This is a genomic window from Cupriavidus respiraculi (assembly GCF_914271545.1).
Taxonomy (GTDB): Bacteria; Pseudomonadota; Gammaproteobacteria; order Burkholderiales; family Burkholderiaceae; genus Cupriavidus; species Cupriavidus respiraculi.
In genome coordinates, this window is the sequence record NZ_CAJZAH010000002.1 from 171,901 (window position 1) to 192,875 (window position 20,975).

Annotated in this window: 20 protein-coding genes; 8 read left to right on the forward strand and 12 right to left on the reverse strand. The window is 69.9% G+C overall.

Going from position 1 to position 20,975, the window contains the following annotated elements; genetic code table 11:
- Positions 1–14 precede the first annotated feature (14 nt).
- Positions 15–1,556 (reverse strand): ABC transporter permease/substrate-binding protein, encoded by a 1,542-nt coding sequence (locus LDO27_RS08355; protein ID WP_224042486.1) that lies wholly within the window; start codon positions 1,554–1,556, stop codon positions 15–17.
- Positions 1,557–1,802: 246 nt separating this feature from the next.
- Between LDO27_RS08355 and LDO27_RS08360 the strand changes: the two genes are divergently transcribed.
- From LDO27_RS08360 to LDO27_RS08370, 3 genes are all read left to right on the forward strand, one after another.
- Positions 1,803–2,816, forward strand: a complete 1,014-nt coding sequence (locus LDO27_RS08360) for a LysR family transcriptional regulator (RefSeq protein WP_224042488.1) — start codon at positions 1,803–1,805, stop codon at positions 2,814–2,816.
- Entirely contained in the window at positions 2,816–4,291 is a 1,476-nt protein-coding gene (locus tag LDO27_RS08365) for a SidA/IucD/PvdA family monooxygenase (protein ID WP_224041098.1), read from the forward strand. The genes LDO27_RS08360 and LDO27_RS08365 overlap by 1 nt, the downstream gene beginning before the upstream one ends.
- Before the next feature lie 79 nt (positions 4,292–4,370).
- A complete protein-coding gene (locus LDO27_RS08370) occupies positions 4,371–5,537 on the forward strand; it encodes a CMD domain protein (RefSeq protein ID WP_224041099.1) in 1,167 nt (388 codons plus the stop codon).
- A 197-nt stretch (positions 5,538–5,734) separates the two neighbouring features.
- Here the strand turns inward: LDO27_RS08370 and LDO27_RS08375 are convergent, their stop codons facing one another.
- The 4 genes from LDO27_RS08375 to LDO27_RS08390 all read right to left on the reverse strand — a co-directional run bounded on the left by LDO27_RS08375 (position 5,735) and on the right by LDO27_RS08390 (position 11,021).
- Positions 5,735–6,070, reverse strand: coding sequence for a cupin domain-containing protein (locus LDO27_RS08375; RefSeq protein WP_224041100.1), 336 nt, complete (start codon positions 6,068–6,070; stop codon positions 5,735–5,737).
- A 10-nt stretch (positions 6,071–6,080) separates the two neighbouring features.
- Entirely contained in the window at positions 6,081–9,344 is a 3,264-nt protein-coding gene (locus LDO27_RS08380; RefSeq protein ID WP_224041101.1) for an FtsK/SpoIIIE family DNA translocase, read from the reverse strand.
- Positions 9,345–9,478: 134 nt separating this feature from the next.
- Positions 9,479–9,892 carry a DoxX family protein gene (locus tag LDO27_RS08385; protein WP_224041102.1) on the reverse strand — a complete coding sequence of 138 codons (414 nt, stop codon included), beginning with the start codon at positions 9,890–9,892 and terminating at the stop codon, positions 9,479–9,481.
- Positions 9,893–10,070: 178 nt separating this feature from the next.
- A complete protein-coding gene (locus LDO27_RS08390) occupies positions 10,071–11,021 on the reverse strand; it encodes a LysR substrate-binding domain-containing protein (protein WP_224042489.1) in 951 nt (316 codons plus the stop codon).
- 156 nt (positions 11,022–11,177) lie between these two features.
- Between LDO27_RS08390 and LDO27_RS08395 the strand changes: the two genes are divergently transcribed.
- Entirely contained in the window at positions 11,178–11,798 is a 621-nt protein-coding gene (locus LDO27_RS08395; RefSeq protein ID WP_222201076.1) for an FMN-dependent NADH-azoreductase, read from the forward strand.
- A 138-nt stretch (positions 11,799–11,936) separates the two neighbouring features.
- On the forward strand, positions 11,937–13,226 hold the full coding sequence (gene egtB, locus LDO27_RS08400; RefSeq protein WP_222201077.1) for an ergothioneine biosynthesis protein EgtB: 1,290 nt from the start codon (positions 11,937–11,939) through the stop codon (positions 13,224–13,226).
- A gap of 15 nt (positions 13,227–13,241) precedes the next feature.
- Here egtB and LDO27_RS08405 read toward each other — a convergent pair whose 3' ends face one another.
- The 7 genes from LDO27_RS08405 to mltG form a co-directional block, all read right to left on the reverse strand.
- On the reverse strand, positions 13,242–13,949 hold the full coding sequence (locus tag LDO27_RS08405) for an ankyrin repeat domain-containing protein (protein WP_224041103.1): 708 nt from the start codon (positions 13,947–13,949) through the stop codon (positions 13,242–13,244).
- Positions 13,942–14,736 carry a TatD family hydrolase gene (locus LDO27_RS08410; RefSeq protein WP_224041104.1) on the reverse strand — a complete coding sequence of 265 codons (795 nt, stop codon included), beginning with the start codon at positions 14,734–14,736 and terminating at the stop codon, positions 13,942–13,944. Before LDO27_RS08410 ends, LDO27_RS08405 begins: the two co-directional genes overlap by 8 nt.
- A 50-nt stretch (positions 14,737–14,786) precedes the next feature.
- Positions 14,787–15,296: a GNAT family N-acetyltransferase gene (locus LDO27_RS08415; RefSeq protein WP_224041105.1), complete on the reverse strand. Its 510-nt coding sequence runs from the start codon at positions 15,294–15,296 to the stop codon at positions 14,787–14,789.
- A 48-nt stretch (positions 15,297–15,344) separates the two neighbouring features.
- Positions 15,345–15,722 carry a PilZ domain-containing protein gene (locus tag LDO27_RS08420; protein ID WP_224041106.1) on the reverse strand — a complete coding sequence of 126 codons (378 nt, stop codon included), beginning with the start codon at positions 15,720–15,722 and terminating at the stop codon, positions 15,345–15,347.
- Between the two features lie 23 nt (positions 15,723–15,745).
- Entirely contained in the window at positions 15,746–16,759 is a 1,014-nt protein-coding gene (locus LDO27_RS08425) for a DNA polymerase III subunit delta' (RefSeq protein WP_224041108.1), read from the reverse strand.
- A gap of 118 nt (positions 16,760–16,877) precedes the next feature.
- A complete protein-coding gene (gene tmk / locus LDO27_RS08430; protein ID WP_224041109.1) occupies positions 16,878–17,492 on the reverse strand; it encodes a dTMP kinase in 615 nt (204 codons plus the stop codon).
- 4 nt (positions 17,493–17,496) lie between these two features.
- A complete protein-coding gene (gene mltG / locus LDO27_RS08435; protein WP_222201084.1) occupies positions 17,497–18,492 on the reverse strand; it encodes an endolytic transglycosylase MltG in 996 nt (331 codons plus the stop codon).
- Between the two features lie 266 nt (positions 18,493–18,758).
- Here mltG and ygfZ point away from each other — a divergent pair, with 266 nt between their 5' ends.
- The 3 genes from ygfZ to LDO27_RS08450 all read left to right on the forward strand — a co-directional run bounded on the left by ygfZ (position 18,759) and on the right by LDO27_RS08450 (position 20,955).
- A complete protein-coding gene (gene ygfZ / locus LDO27_RS08440; protein WP_224041111.1) occupies positions 18,759–19,751 on the forward strand; it encodes a CAF17-like 4Fe-4S cluster assembly/insertion protein YgfZ in 993 nt (330 codons plus the stop codon).
- 23 nt (positions 19,752–19,774) lie between these two features.
- Positions 19,775–20,065 (forward strand): DUF4936 family protein, encoded by a 291-nt coding sequence (locus LDO27_RS08445; protein WP_224041113.1) that lies wholly within the window; start codon positions 19,775–19,777, stop codon positions 20,063–20,065.
- 62 nt (positions 20,066–20,127) lie between these two features.
- Complete coding sequence (locus LDO27_RS08450; protein WP_224041115.1) at positions 20,128–20,955, forward strand: NRDE family protein; 828 nt, start codon at positions 20,128–20,130, stop codon at positions 20,953–20,955.
- Positions 20,956–20,975: the final 20 nt, after the last annotated feature.

The window sequence follows — 20,975 nt, forward strand, 5'->3', positions numbered from 1 at the left end:
CCCAAGCCCTTCGCTCACCCCCGCCCCGCTCCCGCTGGCGGAAGAGGGGAGAAAATCCCGCCTTTGGCCAACGCCAGCCGTTCCCGCCGCGCCAGGCGCCATTCCATCGCCTCGAACACGCCCTGCACCACCAGCGCCAGCAGCGCCGACGGAATTGCGCCCGCCAGCAGCAACGTGTGGTCGTTCAGCGCCAGCCCCGTGGCGATGCGCTCGCCATAGCCGCCCGCCCCGACGAACGCCGCGATGGTCGCGGTGCCCACGCTGATGATCGCGGCGGTCTTGATGCCGGCGAGCATGACGGGCATGGCCAGTGGCAGCGCCACATGCCGCAGGTTCTGCGCACCGGAGAACCCCAGCGCCCGTCCCGCGTCCAGCAGGCCCACGGGCACCTGCTGCAGTCCCGTGCAGGTATTGCGGACAATGGGCAGCAGCGCATACAGGAACAGCGCCGCCAGCGCGGGCCACAAACCGATCTGGCCCAGCACCGGAATCAGGATGGCCAGCATGGCGAGCGACGGCACGGTCTGCAGCACGCCAGCCACGGCCAGCACCAGCTGCCCCAGGCGCCGCCGGCGCGCGGCGACGATGCCAAGCGGTACGCCCACCAACGTCGCGGCGCCGACCGCGCCCGCCACCAGTCCCACGTGCTGCCGCGTCAGCCGCCACGTATCCGGTCCCAGCACGGTGGCCCACAGGCCGCCGCGGCGGTCCGCGGCACCGTTCCCGCCCGCGCTGCCCGAACCAGCCAGAAAACCGCGCGCGATGGCGGGAAACGACTCGCCGTCCAGTTCCGCGCGGGCGTTCATGGCGATCATCGCGTCGGCATCGATGCGCCCTTGCAGAGCCGAGATGGCCTGCCACGCCTGCGGGAAGCGGGCCGGCACATCGCGCCGGTACAGCACGATGGCGTCGTAGCGCGGAAAGACATGGCGGTCGTCGCGCAGCACGCGCAGCCGGTATTTGCGGATCTTGGCGTCCGTCGAATAGATGTCGATGGCATCGACCTGCCGGTTCGCCAGCGCCTCGTAGGCGATGCCATGGTCAAGGCCGCGCGGCTGCTGCGGCAGGCCATAACGCCGCGCCAGCATGGGCCAGCCGTCGGCGCGGCCGAGGAATTCGTGGGACAGGCCCAGGCGCAGTCGCGGTTGTCCCGCCAGGTCGGACAGCGTGGCGAGCGCGCCGGCATCGTCGCGCACGGCCAGCGCATAGGTGTTCTCGAACCCCAGCGGCACGCCCGCGGCCAGGCCCAGCGGGGCCAGCGCCTCGTTCATGCGCTCCAGCGTGGCGTCGGGCGGCAGCTTCAGGATCTCGGCGGCCACCGTGCCGGTGTAGTCCGGATAGAGATCGATGCTGCCGGCCTTGAGCGCCTCGAACACGATGGCGGTATTGCCGAGCCCCGCCCGATGCTGCGCGGCGCCGGACGCGGCGACGGTCTGGGTCAGGATCTCCGCGAGGATGTAGGACTCGGTAAAGCGCTTGGAGCCCACGCGCAGCGCGTCGCCCTCGCCCGCCGCGGCCCGTGCAGTCTCGAATGGCGACAGCAGCCCCGCGATCATGGCGAGCAGCGCAAGCGCGCGCAGCAGTCCGAACGGGCGTCCTAGGCAAGACAGCAAGCGGTTCTCCGGGAGGTGGGGACTGGGCGAGGCTGGCCCATCAAGTGGCTCATGATAGCCCGCGAGCGGCGCGCGACTGCGCGGACAGGGCAGATGCTTAAGCCAATAAAGTATTTGCCATGCGCATGGTCAATGGATAAGAATCCGGATATCGAATACTCGCCGCGCGACACCGCCAGCCTGCAAGCCATGGAAATCCGCCAGCTCGAAGCCTTCGCGGCGGTCATGTCCACCGGCAGCGTGACCGCCGCCGGCCGGCTGCTGGGCCGCTCGCAGCCGGCCATCACGCGCCTGATCCAGGAACTGGAGACCGAGCTGGGCTTCGACCTGTTCGCCCGCAGCGGTCCGCGCGTGAGCCCCACCGAGCGCGGTTTCCTGCTGTACGAGGAAGTCGAGCCCGTGCTGCTGGGCATGCAGCAGATCCGCGCCAGCGCCGACGTGATCGCCCGCGAAGGCAGCCGCTCGCTGAACGTGGTGGCCACGCCCTCGCTCGCGGCGGGCCTCGTGCCCTCGGCGCTGGCCGCGCTGCCCGCCACGCCCGCGCAGATCCATCTGCACAGCGCCGCCCCGGAAAAGGTCGTGCATGCCGTGCTGACCGGTGCCGCGGAAGTCGGCGTGACCAGCCTGCCGCTGGAGCATCGCGGCGTCGCGCTGCACTGGATCGGCGAAGCGGCGTGCGTGGGCGCGCTGCGCGTCGACGACCCGCTGGCCAATGCGCGCACGCTGGCGCTGGCCGCCTGCCGCGAACGCGCGCTGGTGACCATGCAGAACCCCTATCGCCTGCGGCACCGCATCGACCGCGCGCTGGACGAAGCCGGCGTGGTGCCGCGCACCCGCGTCGATACCAATACCTCGCTGAACGCGCTGGCGCTGGTGCGCGCGGGACTGGGCATGGCGGTGCTGGAGCCGGTGACCGCCTACGGCATGCCGATCGAGGGCATCGCCGTGCGTCCGCTGGACGTGGCGATTCCCTTCTACTTCTGCGTGATCACGCCGCAGGGCAAGCCCGCCACGCCGGCGGTGCAGGCGCTCACCGAGGCGCTGGCCACGGCGGCGAGCGCGCTGCTGCCCGGCTTTATCCGGCACGATGCCCAGCATCACGGCCGCATCGTGCAAACCGCGTGGGGCGACGCCGAGCCGGCCCCGGCCCTGCGCGAAAACGGCCATCCGCACGGACTGCGCGAACCGAAACAGAGCGATTGATGACACACCCCTCCTCTTCTTCCGCCACCTTGCCTGCCGTCGACGGTCTTGCCGCGCTGGAAGCGCGCCTGCGCCAGGACCTCGCCTGGCTGGACCTGCCCGCCAAGCCCTGGGTGCCGCAGCGTCTGCACGAGGGCGAGCCCGTTCTCGACGTGGCCGTGATCGGCGGCGGCATGGCGGGCCTGGCCGCGTGCGCCATGCTGACGCAGCTGGGCATCGCCGCCCGCATCTACGACCGCGCGCCGGCCGGCTACGAAGGCCCGTGGGCCACCACCGCACGCATGGAGACGCTGCGCTCGCCCAAGCAGCTGACCGGCCCGGCGCTGGGCCTGCCCGCGCTGACCTTCCGCGCGTGGTTCGAGGCCCAGTTCGGGCGCGACGCCTGGGACGCGCTGGACAAGATCCCGCGCCTGCAATGGATGGACTATCTGCGCTGGTATCGCCGCGTGCTGGCGCTGGACGTGCGCAACGACCACCGCGTCGATCTGGTGCTGCCGCGCGCCGACGGACTGGTGGAACTGCGCATGACCGCGCCGCAGGGGCCCCTTCGCGTGCTGGCGCGCCGCGTGGTGCTCGCCACCGGCCGCGACGGCCTGGGCGGCGCCTACCTGCCGCCGTTCGCGCAGACGCTCACGCGTTGCGTGCGCGCGCATTCGTCGGACGAGCTCGACTACGGCACGCTGCGCGGCAAGCGCGTCGGCGTGGTGGGCGCGGGGGCGTCGGCGATGGACAGCGCGGCCACCGCGCTCGAGGCGGGCGCCGCCAGCGTGGACCTGCTGATCCGCCGCGCCGAGATGCCGCGCATCAACAAGAGCAAGGGCTCGAACAATCCCGGACTGACGCACGGCCACTACGACCTGCCCGACGAGTGGAAATGGCGGCTGCGCCATTACATCAACGCCCAGCAGGTGCCGCCCCCGCGCGGCAGCACGCTGCGCGTGTCGCGCCATCCGAATGCGCGCTTCCATCTGGGCTGCCCCATCGAGTCGGTGGAGCAGCGCGGCAAGACGCTGCACGTGGCCACCCCCAGGGGCGTGTTCGAACTGGACTTCCTGCTGCTGTCCACCGGCTTTCGCGTGGACTTCGCCGCGCGGCCCGAATTCGCCGCCATCGCGCCGCACATCCGGCTATGGAGCCAGCGCTTGCGCCCGCAGCCGGGACAGGAAGACCAGGAACTGTCGGACTCGCCCGACCTCGGTCCCGTGTTCGAATTCCAGGAGAAGACGCCGGGAGACTGCCCCGGCCTGTCGCGCGTGCATTGCTTCTGCTATCCGGCGGCGCTCAGCCACGGCACCATCTCGGGCGATATCCCGGCCATCAGCGACGGCGCGCGCCGGCTCGCGCAGGGCATCGCCAGCCTGCTGTACCGCGAGGACGTGGCGTCGCATTTCGCCGCGCTGGAGCGCTACGCGGAGCCCGAGCTGTTCGGCGACGAATGGACGCCCGCGCCGCCGCTCCCGGGCGGACCCGCGTAGCCACGGCGCGCGGGAGCGCGCAAGCGCCTGCCATCCGGATTCGCCGTCCACCACCGATTTCGTTATTCGCCTCGATACCATGACCCAGTCGACCACCACCGCATCCGCCGCCACGCCGCCCCTGGACCTGACCGACCGCCTCGCCGGCCTCGCGGCGGGCAGCGCGACGCATGCCCTGCGCCACCAGCGCGAGAAGGTCGCCACGGCGACCGAGGGAAGCTACCGGGCGCTCTTCGACCCCGCGCTGCCCGGGCTGTCGCTGGCCGAGCGTTTCGCCGTCGCCTTGCATGCGGCGCGGCGGACGCCCTCGGCCGCGCTGGCGGCCCACTACCTGGCGCGCCTGCGCGAGACCGGCCTCGATCACGCCGCGATCGCGGCCATCGAAGCCGGCAACGTCGAAACCGTGGCCGATGCGCGTCTGCGCGCGATGCTGGTCTTCACGCGCAAGCTGATCGAGAAGCCCGTGGAGGGCGACCGCGATGCGCTGCACGCGCTGCCGGCCGCGGGACTATCCACGCCGGAGGTCGTCACGCTCGCCCAACTGATCGCGTTTCTTTCGTATCAGGTGCGTCTGGTGGCGGGGCTGCGAGCCCTGGACGGTGCCGTCGAAGGCGATGCGCTCGAACCCGGCGCGCCGCAGGCCGGCATCGACCGCGCGGGCGAGACGCTGCGCATCAACGGCTTTACCAGCGAGGTGCTGGACTGGAAGGCGTGGCTGGACGTCGTGCCGGTGGAGCGCGCCACGCCGGAACAGATCGCGGTGCTGGAGGAAAGCCATCCCAAGGCCAAGGTCTCGGACTACTACCTGTTCCTCGTGCACCAGCCGGAAATCCTGCGCCAGCGCTCGGCCGCGTTCAACGCCATCATGTACGCGCCCGGCGGCATGGCGCGCGCCGAGCGCGAACTGGCCAGTACGGTCGTGTCGTGCATCAACGGCTGCGTGTATTGCGCGTCGGTCCACGCGCAGCGCTTCGAGCAGCTGGCCAAGCGCAACGACGTGATTGCCCAGGTGTTCGGCAACCCGCGCGAGGCCGGCACCACCGCACGCGAAGTCGCCATCGCGCGCTTCTCGGTGGCGCTGACCGAGCATCCGGACCGCATCGGCGCGGCGTCGCTGGCCGCCCTGCGGCAGGCCGGGCTGAGCGACGCGGAGATTCTCGATGGCATCCATGCGATCGCGATCTTCGCGTGGGCCAACCGGTTGATGCTGAATCTGGGGGAGCCGGTGTTTGGGGCTGGGGCCTGAGTTGATTGCGGAAGCATCGCTTCGTGGATGCGGTCACCCTCACCCCCGGCCCCTCTCCCGCGCGCGGGAGAGGGAGCAAACCGCGGGTGTTCAAACGCTGATTGTTTTCTCCCCTCTCCCGCCAGCGGGAGAGGGACGGGGTGAGGGTGACCGCCCGCAAAAGCGCCGCCGCTCGCCGTCCCGCCGCTTACCCGCCCTCACCCATGCACAGCCAGCCAGACCGTAGGCTGCGCCGCATCCGTCCACTCCACCCGATGCCGGCATCGCGCCGGCAGGTGTATCCAGTCTCCGGGCCGCAGCACCCGCTGTTCCGTCTCCGCCTCCAGCCGCAAACCCGCGCTACCTGACAGCAGCACCACCCACTCGTCGCGCTCGCTGTCGTACCAGAAGCCCGGCGGGCTCGCCTGCCCGTTGGAGACGATGCGCTCGATGGTCAGGCCCGCGCGTTCCAGCAGCGGGGTGAAGACTTCCGCCGGCGCGCCCACGGGTACGTCGGCGAACAGATTGCCGGCATTCACGCGGCTGCCCTCCATGGACATCGCCTCAGTCTGCGCCGCCGGGCGCGATCACGTCGCGCGCCCCGTTGCGGCCCATCGGCGAGACCAGTCCCGCCACCTCCATCTGCTCGATCAGGCGGGCCGCGCGGTTATAGCCGATGCGCAGGTGGCGCTGCACCGCCGAGATCGATGCACGGCGCGAGGTCAGCACGAAGGACGCCGCCTCGTCGTAGAGCGGATCGGCCTCGGCATCGGCCTGCCCCTCGCCGAACAGATCGCCGGTGCCGGCCTCGGCCGGGTCGCCGGCCAGGATGGCTTCTTCATAGTCCGGTTCGCCGAACTGCTTCCAGTGCTCGACCACGCGGTGCACTTCCTCGTCGGCGACGAAGGCCCCGTGCACCCGCTGCGGATAGCCGGTGCCCGGCGGCAGGAACAGCATGTCGCCCTGGCCCAGCAGGCTTTCTGCGCCCATCTGGTCGAGGATGGTGCGCGAATCGATCTTGGACGAGACCTGGAACGCCACGCGCGTGGGGATGTTGGCCTTGATCAGGCCGGTGATCACATCGACCGAGGGCCGCTGCGTGGCCAGGATCAGGTGGATGCCAGCGGCGCGCGCCTTCTGCGCGAGCCGCGCGATCAGTTCCTCGATCTTCTTGCCGGCCACCATCATCAGGTCGGCCAGCTCGTCGATCACCACCACGATCAGCGGCAGCGTGCCCAGCGGCTCCGGCGCGTCGGGCGTCAGCGAGAACGGGTTGGGCACCTTGTGGCCCGCGGCCTGCGCCGCGCGGATCTTCTGGTTGTAGCCGGCCAGGTTGCGCACGCCCAGCGCCGACATCAGCCGGTAGCGCTTCTCCATTTCGCCGACGCACCAGTTCAGCGAGTGCGCGGCCTGCTTCATGTCCGTCACCACCGGCGCGAGCAGGTGCGGAATGCCCTCGTAGACCGACAGCTCCAGCATCTTGGGGTCGATCATGATGAGCCGCACGTCCTCCGGCGTCGCCTTGTACAGCAGCGAGAGGATCATGGCGTTGATCGCGACCGACTTGCCGGAACCCGTCGTGCCGGCCACCAGCAGGTGAGGCGCGCGCGCCAGATCGGTCACCACCGGATTGCCGGTGATGTCCTTGCCCATCGCCAGCACCAGGTGCGACGCGTGGCCCTGGAACGGCGCGGCCTCGACGATCTCGGACAGCCGGATCATCTGCCGCTTTGCGTTGGGCAGCTCCAGACCCATGCACGTCTTGCCGGGAATGGTCTCGACCACGCGGATCGAGGTCACGCCCAGCGCGCGCGCCAGATCCTTCATCAGGCCCACCACCTGGGCGCCGCGCACGCCCATCGCCGGGTCCACCTCGAAACGGGTGATGACGGGGCCGGCCGAGGCGCCCACCACCGACACCGGCACCTTGAATTCGGCCAGGCGCTGCGCGATCAGGTTGCCGGTTTCCTCCAGCCGCTCCTCGGGAACGTGCTCCATGTCGGCGGCGGCCGCTTCCAGCAGGTCCACGCCAGGCAGGCGGTAGTCCACCACGCGCGGCGGCGGCGGTGGCGATGCGGGCGGCGCGGCGGCGGCCGGCTGCGATGCCAGCGGCACGGCCTTGCCGACCACGGCGGGCAGCACGATGCGGGGCTTGGGTGTCGGTGCGGTCGGCGCGACCGGGGCTTCGATTTGCGGCGCCGCCTCGGGATCGCCGTCCACGGAAGCGGTGGCCGTGCCGGACGGTTCCTCCTGCCCGGGATGCCCAATGGCCTCAGTAGCCGGCTCTGTATCTGCAACCGGCTCCCGAAGCGGCGGCTCGATCGGCTCCCGAACCTGTTCGCTCGTCTGCGCGGGGAGTTCCGCGGGAAGCTGCTCGGCGATCGGCTCGGCGATCAATTCCGGAATCTGCTCGTGAAGCGGGTCGGGAACGTGCTGCCCTGCCGGCGCCTGCACGGGCTCGGCCACGAACGCGGCCCCGGCAGGTTCGGCCTGCGCGCCGGCTGGCGCTTCCCTGCCGGCCTCACCTTCCCAACGGCCTGCCATTGCAGGCTCGCCGTGCCCTTCGATGACAGTCGCCATGGCGCCGCCCGACGAAACGGCGGCCAGCGCGCGCAGTTCCGCCAACAGTGCCTCGGCTTCCGCGCGCAGGCTGGCCAGCGTCACCACGCCGGCATCCGCCGCCGCCTGCCCAGTGGGCGCACCGCCTGCGACAGGCTCGACGGCGTCGATCACGTGAATGGGCGTCTCGCCGGCTTCGGGGGCCAGTGCGCCTGGCGCCGGTACGCTCGTCGGCACGGCGGCCGAGTCAGTCGCGGGAGCCTGCGCCGCGATGGCCGGCGCCTGCGCTCGCTGGGTCGTCGATTCGCTTCCTGCGGCGCTGGCAGGCTCGGGGGCTGCATCCCTCGCCGGTTCTCCCGAGGCTGCCGCAGCCGCTGCGACGGGCTCCCGTTGCGGCACCGTGGCCGGGGTCGCGGCCGAAGTCGTGGCCGCGCGCGCCGCAGGCGCGTTGGCCTCCGGCAGGGTCGTGATGGCCGAGCGCAAACCCAGTTGCGGCTGACGGAAGGGACTGCTGACGATGGTTGCCTGAAGCGGCCTCGTCCCCGTCGCCGGCGCGGTGCCGGCGGGCGTGGCGGGCGGGCGCGCGGGCGAAGGCCGGGCGGCGGCGCCGGTGGCGCTGGTAGCCTGCCGCGCGTGCGGCGCCGCCGCGGCGGGCGGTACGGCTTGCGGGGAAGCTTGCGGTTGCGACCAGATCTCGCCGGGCTGTGGCGGCGAATTGCGTGTGCGCGGCGGCGGCTGCCAGGCCGGCTGGCGGCGCGCCGACACGGGTTCGATCCCCTTCCTCCGCGCCGTCGGCTCCGTCAGTCCCGGCGTCCAGGCCGTCGCGACGGATTCCCATGACTGGGGCTCGCGGCCGCCGCGCGCAGCCCGCGCGCCGCTATCCGGCGCGCTGCCACGCACATCGCCATGCTCGGCGGCGGCCTGCGCGGGCTTGCGGAGGAACAGCGAGCGCCAGGTCTCGCCGAATACCATCGGGGCCGCCAGCGCGAGCGCGCCGAGCATGACCAGCAGCGCGCCGCTCCAGCCGAACAGGTTCGCGGCAAGATGCGCGAACGCGCGGCCGCCCGAGCCACCGGCAATGCCATTGGCGTCCGCCGCGGCGGTCAGCGCCTCCAGCGAGGCACTGGCCAGCAGCACCACGGCGCTGCCCAGCCAGACGCGCAGCGTGCCGGGACCGAACACGCGCTGCCCGGCCAGCGGGCGCAGCGCGAGCCGCCACGCGAGCGGCAGCAGCCAGAAGGTCGAATATCCGAACCAGCCTAAACCCATTATCGAATGCCATCATCTGAAACCACGGGCAGCGATTGTAGCGGGTCAGGCTGTCGCGCCGTTCCGGCACGGCGCAAAAAGCGGCGAAAGACGGGGAACCGTTGGGCAGCGGTAACGCCGCCCGCCCCGCTGCGCTAGTTCAGCTTGCCATTGATGCCGCCGACGCTGAAGCGGCCGGCGCCCAGGAACATCACCGCGACGGCCGCGCCGATGAACATGCCTTGCAATTCCAGCTCCCAGCCGCCCATCTTGTTGAGCATGCCGATCTGGTGCATGTGAACCAGGCCCACGGCCACCAGCATGTTGCCGAGTACGATCAGCGCGGCAAGCCGCGTCCACAGCCCGACGATCAGCAGGATGGGTGCCAGCACCTCCCCGACATAGACGAGGTAGCCCAGCGCGCCAGGCAGGCCCGCGCCCTCGACCATGCCCACGATATGGCCCGGCCCGCTGATGATCTTGGCGATGCCGTGCAGCAGGATCAGCACGCCGAGCACGATACGAAGCACTGCCTTGCCCAGATCCTGGGAACCATGGGTTGCACTCATTGCTATCACTCCTTCTACGGGTCGGGATGGTGTCGGACGGGTGCGTGGATCGTCCCTGCAGGCACGGGCAGACCGGTACGTCATGGGACGTCAACCGCACGCGGACGCCACTGTACCTTAGTGCCACCCGGCGTGTAGGTAAAGCCGCAAATGCCGCGCGGGCTTGTCGGCGCGTGCGCTAGCGCGGCGGCTGGTGCATGCCGGGACGGCTGATCGCCTGCATGCCGACCTTGGACGCGGTCTCGGGCAGGATCTCGGCGAGGAAATCCAGGAACCGCCGCAATGCCGGCGGCATGCCCTTGCGCGAAGGAAACACGGCGTGCAGCGTGCCGACCGGCATGCGCCACTGCGGCAGCAGCAGCTCCAGTTCGCCACGCTCCAGCGCCTCCCGCGTATACATGCGCGGCAGCATCGCCACGCCCACGCCATCGATGGCCGCCTCCACCAGCAAGGCGAATTCGTCGCTGATCAGGCGCGGGTCGTAGGGAATCTGGATCGCCGGCTCGTCGTTCAGGCACAGCTGCCAGACGTGCTTGCCGTCGTGAGGCTTCTGCGCCAACCCCGGCGCGCCGGACAGCGCCTCGGGCGTGCGGGGCCTGCCGATGCTGTCCAGCAGCCGGGGGCTCGCGACCATCATCAGCGGGCTTTCGCCGAAGGTGCGCACCGCCAGCGAGGAATCGTCGATCACGTCGCGCACCCGCAGCGCCAGGTCATAGCCTTCGCCGATGACATCGACCCGGCGGTTGGTGGCATCGATCTCCAGGCGGATGCCGGGGTTGGCCTGCATGAAGCGCCCGATATACGGCGCCAGCATCCGCTGCGCCACGGCCACCGGGCAGCTGATGCGCAGCGAGCCGCCCGGCACGGCGCGCGACTGCTCGATGATCTCCCGCGCCGCCTGGGCCTCGGCGAGCATGGCGCGGCACCGTTCGTAGAACGCCTCGCCCAGCGGCGTGACGCGTACCTGGCGCGTGGTACGGCGCAGCAACTGCACGCCCAGATCCTTCTCCAGCTGGGCGATGCGCCGGCTCAGGCGCGACTTGGGCACGCCGGTGGCGCGGCTGGCGGCGGAAAAGCTGCCGTGCTGCACCACCTGGGCGAAGAGAAACAGATCGTTGAGGTCCTGCATGCGGGCGCTCTCGGTAGTGGAAATGGCGGCCAGTACACGCGGCGCCGTTCGTCGTTCCATGGACAGAACAATAATTTCCATTCTGCCTCACTACCGGCATCAATGGCCAGACTCTATCTTTGCCACATCGACACTTACTTTGATGTGGAGCCCAACATGAACATCCTGCAGATCGATTCCAGCGTCCTCGGCGACCATTCCGTTTCCCGCACCCTGACCGCCAAGGTCGTGGCGGACCTGGTGGCGCAGCATCCCGATGCCACCGTGACGGTGCGCGACCTGGACCAGGACAGCCCCGCCCACCTGTCCGGTGCGCTGCTGCCGGTGCTGGGCGGCCCGAAGGACGGCCTGAACGACGTCCAGCAGGCCGAGCTCGAGCGCACCGAAACGTGGCTGAAGGAGTTCCTGGACGCGGATGTGCTGGTGGTGGGCGTGCCGCAGTACAACTTCAGCATCCCGAGCCAGCTCAAGGCGTGGATCGACCGTATCGCCCAGGCCGGCCGCACCTTCCGCTATACCGAGTCCGGTCCCGTAGGCCTGGCCGGCGGCAAGCGCGTGATCGTGGTGTCTTCCCGCGGCGGCCTGCGCCAGGACGCCAGCGCGCTGGACCTGCATGAAGTGACGGTGGACACGGTGTTCCGCTTCCTGGGCATCACCGATATCACTTATGTGCGGGCGCACGGCCTGGCCATGGGTCCCGAGAGCCGCGAAGCCGGCCTGACCGCCGCCAACCGTGCCGTGGCCGCGCTCAACGACGGCGCCGCGCTGGCCGCCTGAGCGCAAGAGAGAAGCGGGTCGCGCAGGCCGATCCGGGCCGGTGGCACGGGTTCACGTGCCCCGGCCCCGCCGCCGCCCGCGCTCGCCCCGGGCAGCGAAGGGGTCTATCATGAAGCGGATCGCAACCCGGGAGCCCGCATGCCCTCTGCCCTGTTACCCGCCAGCGCTGTCCATCCGCCCCACGAACCCACGCTGCTGACGCAGTATCGCCACGTCCGCGCCGCCACCGAATCGCTGGTGGCCGACCTGAGCGATGCCGACGCCACCGTGCAGTCGATGGACGATGCCAGCCCGGCCAAATGGCACCTGGCGCATACCACCTGGTTCTTCGAGGAATTCGTCCTCGGCCCCCGCGTGCCGGACTACGAGCCGGTCGACCCCCGCTACCGCTACCTGTTCAACTCCTACTACGAGGCCATCGGCCCGCGCCATCCTCGCCCGCGCCGTGGCCTGCTCACCCGCCCCTCGCTGGACGAGATCCTGGCCTACCGCGAAAGCGTGGACGAGGCCATGATCGCGCTGCTGCAGACCGCGCAGACCGATGCCGAAGCCGCGCTGATCGAGCTGGGACTGAACCACGAGCAGCAGCACCAGGAACTGCTGCTCACCGACATCCTCCACCTGTTCGCGCAGAACCCGCTCAAGCCGGCCTATGCGCCGGAGCTGCTGGCGCCGGTGATCGCCGATCCGCGCCCCGCGCCGGAGTGGCTGCGCTTTGCCGGCGGCACCGTGGCGATCGGCCACGACGGCGAGGACTTCGCCTTCGACTGCGAACGGCCGCGCCACCATGTCCTGCTGCAACCGTACCTGCTGTGTTCGCACCCGGTGACCAACCACCAGTGGTTCGAATTCATCGAGGACGGGGGCTATCGCACCGCGGGCCTGTGGCTCTCGGACGGCTGGCGCTGGGTGTCCGAGCAGGGCATCGAGGCTCCGCTGTACTGGGAAGAGCGCGACGGCACGTGGTGGCAGATGAGCCTGCGCGGCATGCATCCGGTGGATCCCGATAGCCCCGTGACCCATGTGAGCTTTTTCGAGGCCGACGCGTTCGCGCGCTGGGCCGAGCGGCGCCTGCCGACCGAAGCGGAATGGGAGCACGCTGCCCGCAACCTGCCGGCCACGGGCAATTTCGCCGAGGGCCAGGCGCTGCGGCCGCTGCCGGACCGGCAGAACACCTCCGGCGTGCTGCGCCAGATGTATGGCGATGTGTGGGAATGGACTGCCAGCGCCTTCCTGCCCTACCCGGGCTTCCGGCCCAGCGCCGGCGCGGTGGGCGAGTACAACGGCAAGTTCATGAGCAGCCAGATGGTGCTGCGCGGCGGGTCGTGCGTCACGCCCGAATCCCATATCCGCGCCACCTACCGCAACTTCTTCTACCCGCACCAGCGCTGGCAGTTCACCGGCGTCAGGCTCGCGGACGACGTCTGAGCGCCCCCGGGCCGCTCACCCCTTGCCCGGCGTCACGGGCCGGGGCGTGCGCGGCTCGGGCGGCTGCTGCCCATACACCTTCTGCCAGCGCGACTTCAGGCCCGCGGCGATCTCGGGCTGGTTGTACTGCTCGGCGAAATCGATCGCGGTCATGCCCTGCTGGTTGCGCATGCGCAGGTCCGCGCCCCCTTCCTCCAGCAACACCTTGACGATCTCCGCATAGCCGCCGCGCGCGGCCATCATCAGCGGCGTGGTGCCGTTGGGGCTTTCGGGATCGACATAGGCCGAACGCTCCAGCAGGAACTGGACGATTTCCAGGTGCCCGTTGGTGGCCGCGTAGTGCAGCGGCGTCCAGCCGGTCTTGTTGATCTCCACTTCCTTGTCGTCGACCATCAGCTTGACCATCTCCAGCTCGCCCTGGAGGCTGGCCATCATCAGCGCGGTCTCGCCGGCGGCATTGGGCTGGTCGAAATCGATGTCCTTCGCGTTGATCAGCGCGCGCGCCGCCTTCAGCGACTTCTCGCGCAGCGCCTGCACCAGCAGCGGATCGCCCTTGCGGTCCTTCAGGTTCGGATTCACGCCGCGCGCCACCAGCTTCTGCACGGTATTGCCGTCGTCGAACTCCACCGCCTTGCGCAGATCGTCCGCCGGGGCGGCAACGGCATGGCCCGCCGCCAGCGCGGCGGCGAGCGCCAGGGCCCGCAACATCTTGACATCAAACATGAGCGGTCCTCTGTATGTGGCTGAAAAGATTGAAGAAGTTTTCCGTCGTCTGCTCGGCCAGCCGCTCCACCGGAATGCCGCGAAGCTCGGCGATGAACTCCCCGACATGCCGCACCCAGGCGGGCTGGTTGGTCTTGCCGCGATACGGCACGGGAGCCAGGTAGGGCGAATCGGTCTCGATCAGCATCCGCTCCAGCGGCACCTTGCGCGCGGTCTCCTGCAGTTCCGCCGCGTTCTTGAAGGTGACGATGCCGGAGAACGAGATGTGGAAATTCTCGTCCAGCGCCTGCCGGGCCACGTCCCACGTCTCCGTGAAGCAGTGCATGACGCCGCCGACCGAGCGCGCCTCTTCCTCGCGCATCAGGCGGAGCGTGTCGTCCGCCGACGAGCGGGTATGGATGATCAGCGGCTTGCCGGTCTGCTTCGCGGCGCGGATATGGGTGCGAAAGCGCTCCCGCTGCCATTCCATGTCGGCGACGTCGCGGCCGTTGAGCCGGTAGTAGTCGAGCCCGGTCTCGCCGGTGCCCACCACGCGGGGATGGTCGGACAGGGCCAGCAGGCGCTCCAGCGTCGGCTCTTCGCCCTCCTCGTGGTCGGGATGCACGCCGACCGACGCGTACAAGTGGGGATGCTGCTCGGCGAGAGCCAGCACGCGCGGGAAGTCCTCCAGCGTGACGGAGATGCACAGCGCATGCGTGACCTGGTTGGCGCGCATATTGTCCAGCAGCTCGGGCAGCCGAGCGGCGAGGTCCGGGAAATCGAGATGGCAGTGGGAATCGACGAACATGGTGGCGGGAAGGAAGCGGTTCGGCCGGTGGCGCTGGATGCAGGTGCGGGTCAGTCGACGCGACGACCGACGATGATCAGGTCGCGCTCGACGCCGTCGAGCACGGCCACCCGGGGCAGCTCGCCCCAGCGGGCGAAGCCCAGCGAGGCGAACAGGCGCAGGCTGGGGTCGTTGTGGCCGAAGATGAAGCCGAGCAGCGTGTCGATGCCCAGCTGCGGCGCATGGGCGATGGCCCGCTCCAGCAGGAAGCGCCCAAGCCCCCGGCCGCGCTGCGCGGCGTCCAGGTAGATCGAAACCTCCACCGTGCGGCCATATGCCGGCCGGCCGTAGAAGTCCGAATAGCTGAGCCAGCCGGCCATGCGGCCCTCGGCGTCCTCGGCCACCCACAGCGGCCGCCGCTCGGGGCCGTGGGCGTCGAACCATGCCTGGCGCGAGCCTACGTCCACCGGCTCGGTATCCGCGGTGACCATGCGCGAGGGCACGGTGCTGTTATAGATGGCGACGATGCCGGCCAGGTCTTCCTGGCGGGCGTCGCGCAGCGTCAGGCCCGATGCTTCCATACTCGAAAATCCAATCCGATCAATGGCTTGCGCCATCAAGTTAAGGTATTACATCGTCTGTGTCGGGCGGCCCGACTCCAGCGCCTTGCCCAGAATCTCCTCGACGGCGCGCTTCAGGTTGCGCCCGTTGTCGTCGTCGGGGAAATGCACGCCGACACCCGGCGTCTTGTTTGGCGTGCCCACCGGCGTGATCCACGCCACCTGCCCCGCGATCTGGTACTTCTGCGGCCGGTCCAGCAACGACAGCACCAGGAACACCTGCTCCCCAAGCCGGAACGGCCGGTTGCTCGGGACGAAGATGCCGCCGCGCTCGAGGAAGGGCATATAGGCCGCGTAGACGCCGGCCTGGTCCTTGAGCGAGAGCGACAACACATTGGGACGTGAAGGCGCGCCCGGCGCGCCGGGACCGGCAACCGCTGTGTTCATGACTGACCCTTGTTGTTTCTGTTCTATTGGAAAAGCTGGCGGTATTCGAGGAACACCGCTTCCATCACCAGCCGCGGCGCCAGCGGATGCGCCTCGCTGCGGCGGTGCTGCACCAGCCGCTGCGCGAAGCCCTGCACCCGATGGACGTCGGTGGCACCCGCGCAGCGCGCCAGCGCGGCGGCCTCGCGGGGGAAATACCGTGGCGGCCGGCCCGCGTCGGCGCTCGCCTGCGACGCCAGCAGATCGTAAGTCCAGCGCTGCACGATGCCAAGCACGGACGGCACCGGCAGCTTCTGCAACTGCTCGGCCGCGGCCAGCGCGTCGAACGCGGGGCCGCTGCCCAGTTGCGACACGAGCCAGCGCTGCATCGGCTGCTCCTCGGCCTCGGCCGCGACCAGGGCCGTCAGCGGCGAGCCGCCCGCCTGCGCGAGCTGGCCCTCGGCATCGGCCACGCCCTGGCCGCGCAGCCAGTCCAGCGCCTCGGCCGGGCCCGGCCGCTGCACCGAGAACTGGCGGCAGCGCGACAGGATCGTCGGCAGCACGCGGTCCAGCCGGTCGGTGACCAGCAGGAAGACCGTGGCGGGCGGCGGTTCCTCCAGCGTCTTGAGCAGCGCGTTGGCGCCTTCGGTCTGCAATGCGTCGAGCGGGTAGACCACCACCACCCGGTGGCCGGCGCGATGCGTGCCGACGCCCACGGCGTCGATCAGCCCGCGCACCTGCTCCATGCGGATGACCTTGCTGGGCGCCTTCTTCTTGCCGCCCTCGTCGGCCTCGCCGTCGGCGGCGCCCTCCATGGCCTCGGGCCGCACCACATTGAAGTCGGGATGGTTGCCCTGGCCGAACCAGTGGCAGGCCGAACAGGTGCCGCACGGCTGCCCGTCCGGCAGTGGCGTATCGCACAGCAGACCCTGGGCGAAATGCATCGCCAGGTCGCGCTTGCCGATGCCCTGCTGGCCATGGATCAGCAGGGCATGGGGCAGCCGCTCGCGCAGCGTCTGCAGTCTCTGCCAGTCATGGGTTTGCCAGGGATATAGCATGAAAGATCAATGAGTTAGCGGGCAGTGTTGAAGCGGATTATCCGCTTTGGCCATCTTTTCGTTTCGCGCAATTCACATCGACCGCCCATCATCACGAAGTCGATATAGTCCTTGTTCTTCAAAGGCTTGCGATTATCTCTTGCAGTTCCACCTGAATATCCGCGATCGGCCGCGTCGAGTCCAGGATGCGGAAGCGCCCGGGCGCCTCGGCGGCCCGCCGCAGGTATTCCTGACGGGTCCGGGCGAAGAAGGCCGACGATTCGGACTCGAACTTGTCCGGCGCCCGGGCCCCGGCCAGCCGCTCGGCCGCGACCTCCAGCGGCACGTCGAACAGCAGGGTCAAGTCCGGTTGCAGGTCGCCCTGCACCCACTGCTCCAGCGCTTCGAGGCGCTCGCGGGCCAGTCCCCTGCCCCCGCCCTGGTAGGCGAAGCTCGCATCGGTGAAGCGGTCCGAGATGACCCAGTCGCCGCGCGCCAGCGCCGGTTCGATGACCTCGGCCAGATGCTCGCGCCGGGCGGCGAACATCAGCAGCGCTTCGGTTTCCAGATGCATCTTGCGGTGCAGTAGGATCTGCCGCAGGTCTTCCCCGAGCGTCGTGCCGCCCGGCTCGCGGGTCGTGACCACGCGCCGCGCGTCGCCAAGCCGGGTTTGCAGCTGCTCGGCGACCCAGGCGATATGGGTGCTCTTGCCGGCGCCGTCGATACCTTCGAAGGTGATGAATTTTCCGCGCATGTCGTTATTTGCGGCGCTGGTACTGGTCGACCGCGCGATTATGTTCGGGAAGCGAATTGGAGAAATGGCTGCTGCCATCGCCACGCGCGACGAAATATAGCGCGTCGGAGGCCGCCGGCAGCGTCGCGGCCGACAGCGAGGCCAGGCCCGGCAGCGAAATTGGTGTCGGTGGCAGGCCCGCGCGGGTATAGGTGTTGTAGGGCGTGTCGGCCAGCAGGTCGCGCTTGCGCAGGTCGCCGTCGAAAGTCTTGCCCAGGCCGTAGATCACCGTCGGGTCGGTCTGCAGCATCATGTTCTTGCGCAGCCGGTTGACGAACACCGACGCGATCATGGGCCGCTCGGCCGCCTGGCCCGTCTCCTTCTCGATGATCGAGGCCATGATCAGCGCCTCGTAGGGCGTCTTGTACGGCAGGTCGGGGCCGCGCGCGTTCCACGCCTCGGTCAGACGGCGCTGCATGCGCCGGTACGCGTGCTTGTACAGGTCGATATCGCTGCTGCCGCGCGCGAACAGATAGGTGTCGGGGAAGAACAGGCCTTCGGGCGCGCTCTCGGCCGCGCCGATGGCCTTCATCAGCTCGGCCTCGGACATGTCCTTGGTGTCGTGGCGCAGCGCCGCATGGGCGTCGATGGCCTCGCGCATGCGCTTGAATTCCCAGCCCTCGATGATGGTCAGCACGTGGTGGTTGACCTCGCCGCGCGCGATCTTGCCGACCACGGTCATGGGCGTGGCACCCGTCTCGAACTGATAGCCGCCTGCCTTCAGGTCGCCGCCGTGGCCGGTCAGTCGGACCAGCAGCACGAACAGCCGGGGATCGATCGCGATGCCGCCGCGCTGGAGCTGGCGGCCGACGCTGGCCACGCCGGAATTAGGCTTGATGATGACTTCGATGGGCGATGCGGGCAGCGTCAGCGGGCGCTGGGCCCACCAGGCCAGGGCGCCCGCCGCGGCGACCGTAAAGATCACGGCGGCCAGCACCAGGCGGTAAAAAAGACGTTTCATGGATGACGTTCGTGGGACGCCCCGGCTCGCGGCCGCCCGAACGAGGCGCCGGCCGAATTGGCGACAGCCCCATATAATACCGGCAGCCTTGCGCGGCACGGCCCGCGCGCGATGCGAGCGGCGCCGCACATCATGGCGGCGCCTTGTTTTTGCCGGGTCTGGCGCGCCCTTGCCGGACCACCGGCATGCCCGCCGGTATCCGGTCCGCACGGCGCACGACCACGCAGCCGCCCCTATTGTTCGCCTCAGTTCCTTCACGACCGCCCATGCACGCCCCCAATCCCGCCCTAGCCTCCCAGTTCGCCGCCGCCCGCCAGGACGGCATCGTCTGCTGGCCGGCCGAACTCGGCCTGATCCGGGTGAGCGGCGACGATGCCGCCAGCTTCCTGCACACCCAACTGACCAACGCGGTGGACGACCTGTCCGCCGGCACCGCGCGCCTCGCGGGATACTGCTCGCCCAAGGGCCGCCTGCTCGCCAGCTTCGTGATGTGGCGCGACGCGCAGGGCATCGTGCTGCAACTGTCGGCCGACCTGCAGCCCGCCATCCAGAAGCGGCTGTCGATGTTCGTGCTGCGCGCCAAGGCGAAGCTCTCCGACATGTCTGCGGATCACGCCGTGGTCGGCGTCGCCGGCGAGAAGGCCGCGACCGCCCTGTCCGCCGCCGGGCTGCCGGTGCCGGTGGCGCCATGGGCCGTGGAAAGCGCGGACGGCACCACCGTGATCCGCCTGCCGGACAGCGCCGGCGTGCCGCGCTGGCAGATCGTGGCCCCGGCCGCGCGCGCCGACGAACTGCGCGGCACGCTGGGCACCGCGCTGCTGGCCGCGAGCCCAGAGGTGTGGGACTGGCTGGAGATCCAGGCCGGCCTGCCGCGCATCACCGTGCCGACGCAGGAACAGTTCGTGCCGCAGATGATCAACCTGGAGCTGATCGGCGGCGTGAGCTTCCGCAAGGGCTGCTACCCCGGGCAGGAGATCGTCGCCCGCAGCCAGTACCGCGGCACGCTCAAGCGCCGCATGTGGATGGTCAGCGGCGAAGGCGAGGTGCCCGCCGCGGGCACCGAGGTCTTCCGCACCGACGACCCCGGCCAGCCCTGTGGCATGGTGGTCAACGCGGCCCCGGCCCCGGACGGCTGGATCGCGCTGGCCGAACTGAAGATCGATGCCGCCGATGCCGCGCTGCACCTGGGCCACGCCGAAGGGCCGGCCATCGCGCGCGGCGACCTGCCCTATGCCGTGCCGTTGACGGCGGCGGACTGACCGAACCGGACGACAAGGCCAGCATGAGCGACCATCTCTTCGTGTACTTCCGCATCCCCGACGAGCGGGCCGTCGAGGCCCTGCCGCACTGGCACCGCTGGATGGAGACGGTCGCCGAGGCGACCGGGATTGGTGGTACGCTGATGCGCAGGCCCGAGACCCGCGCCGGCATGCAGACCTGGATGGAAAGCTATGCCGACGTGCCGCCGGCCTTCGATGCCACCCTCGAAGGACTGTGGCGCCAGAGCGGTCTGGCCCCATGGATCGAGGGCGGACGCATGGTCGAGCGGTTCGTCGACCTGGACGTGCTCTAGCCCGGGGAGCTGGAGCGAGTAGCAGAATCAATGCAGCAACGAGGCAGCAACAAGGAAGCGCTATGTGTTTGATCCTGGTCGCCTGGCAAGCCCATCCGGACTATGCGCTGGTAGTGGCGGCCAATCGCGATGAGTTCTACGCCAGGCCCGCCCAGGCGGTGCACTGGTGGACCGACGCCCCGCAGGTGCTGGCGGGCCGCGACATGGCGGAGGTCATCGGCGAGCCCGGCACGTGGATGGGCGTCACGGCCGATGGCCGCTTCGCCGGCCTGACGAACTACCGCGCGCCCTCGGAAAAGCGCACCGACGCGCGTTCGCGCGGCGAGCTGGTCGACCGCTACCTGCGCGGCGACATCGATCCCGAAACCTATCTGCGCGGCCTGGCCCGCAACTGCGGCGCCTATAACGGCTTCAACCTGCTGGCGAGCGATTTGCGCGAGTTGTGGTGGTTCAGCAATCGCGCGCCCTCGGGCCAGCCCGAGCGGCTCAGCCCCGGACTCTACGGGCTGTCCAACGCCCTGCTGGACACGCCGTGGCCCAAGGTGCGCAGCCGCGTGGGGGCGCTCGCGGAGACGCTGGCGGCCGACACGGGCGCGCCGGGCGCGAGCGCCGAACCCTATCTGGACCTGCTCGCCGACGAACGCCAGGCGGCCGGCTTCGAGCTGCCGCAGACCGGCGTCAGCCCCGAGTGGGAGAGGCTGTTGTCGTCGGCCTTTATCCGTTCGCCGAGCTATGGCACGCGCGCCAGCACGCTGCTGCGCGTGCGCCACGACGGGCGCTTCGATCTGAGCGAGCGCAGCTTCGATGCCGACGGGCGCATCGGCGAGGTGTCGTACCAGGGCCAGTTCGATGTCGCGCGCCATCCCGGCACGGTGCCGGCGCCGCGCTGAGGCGGCGCCCCATCCGCCCG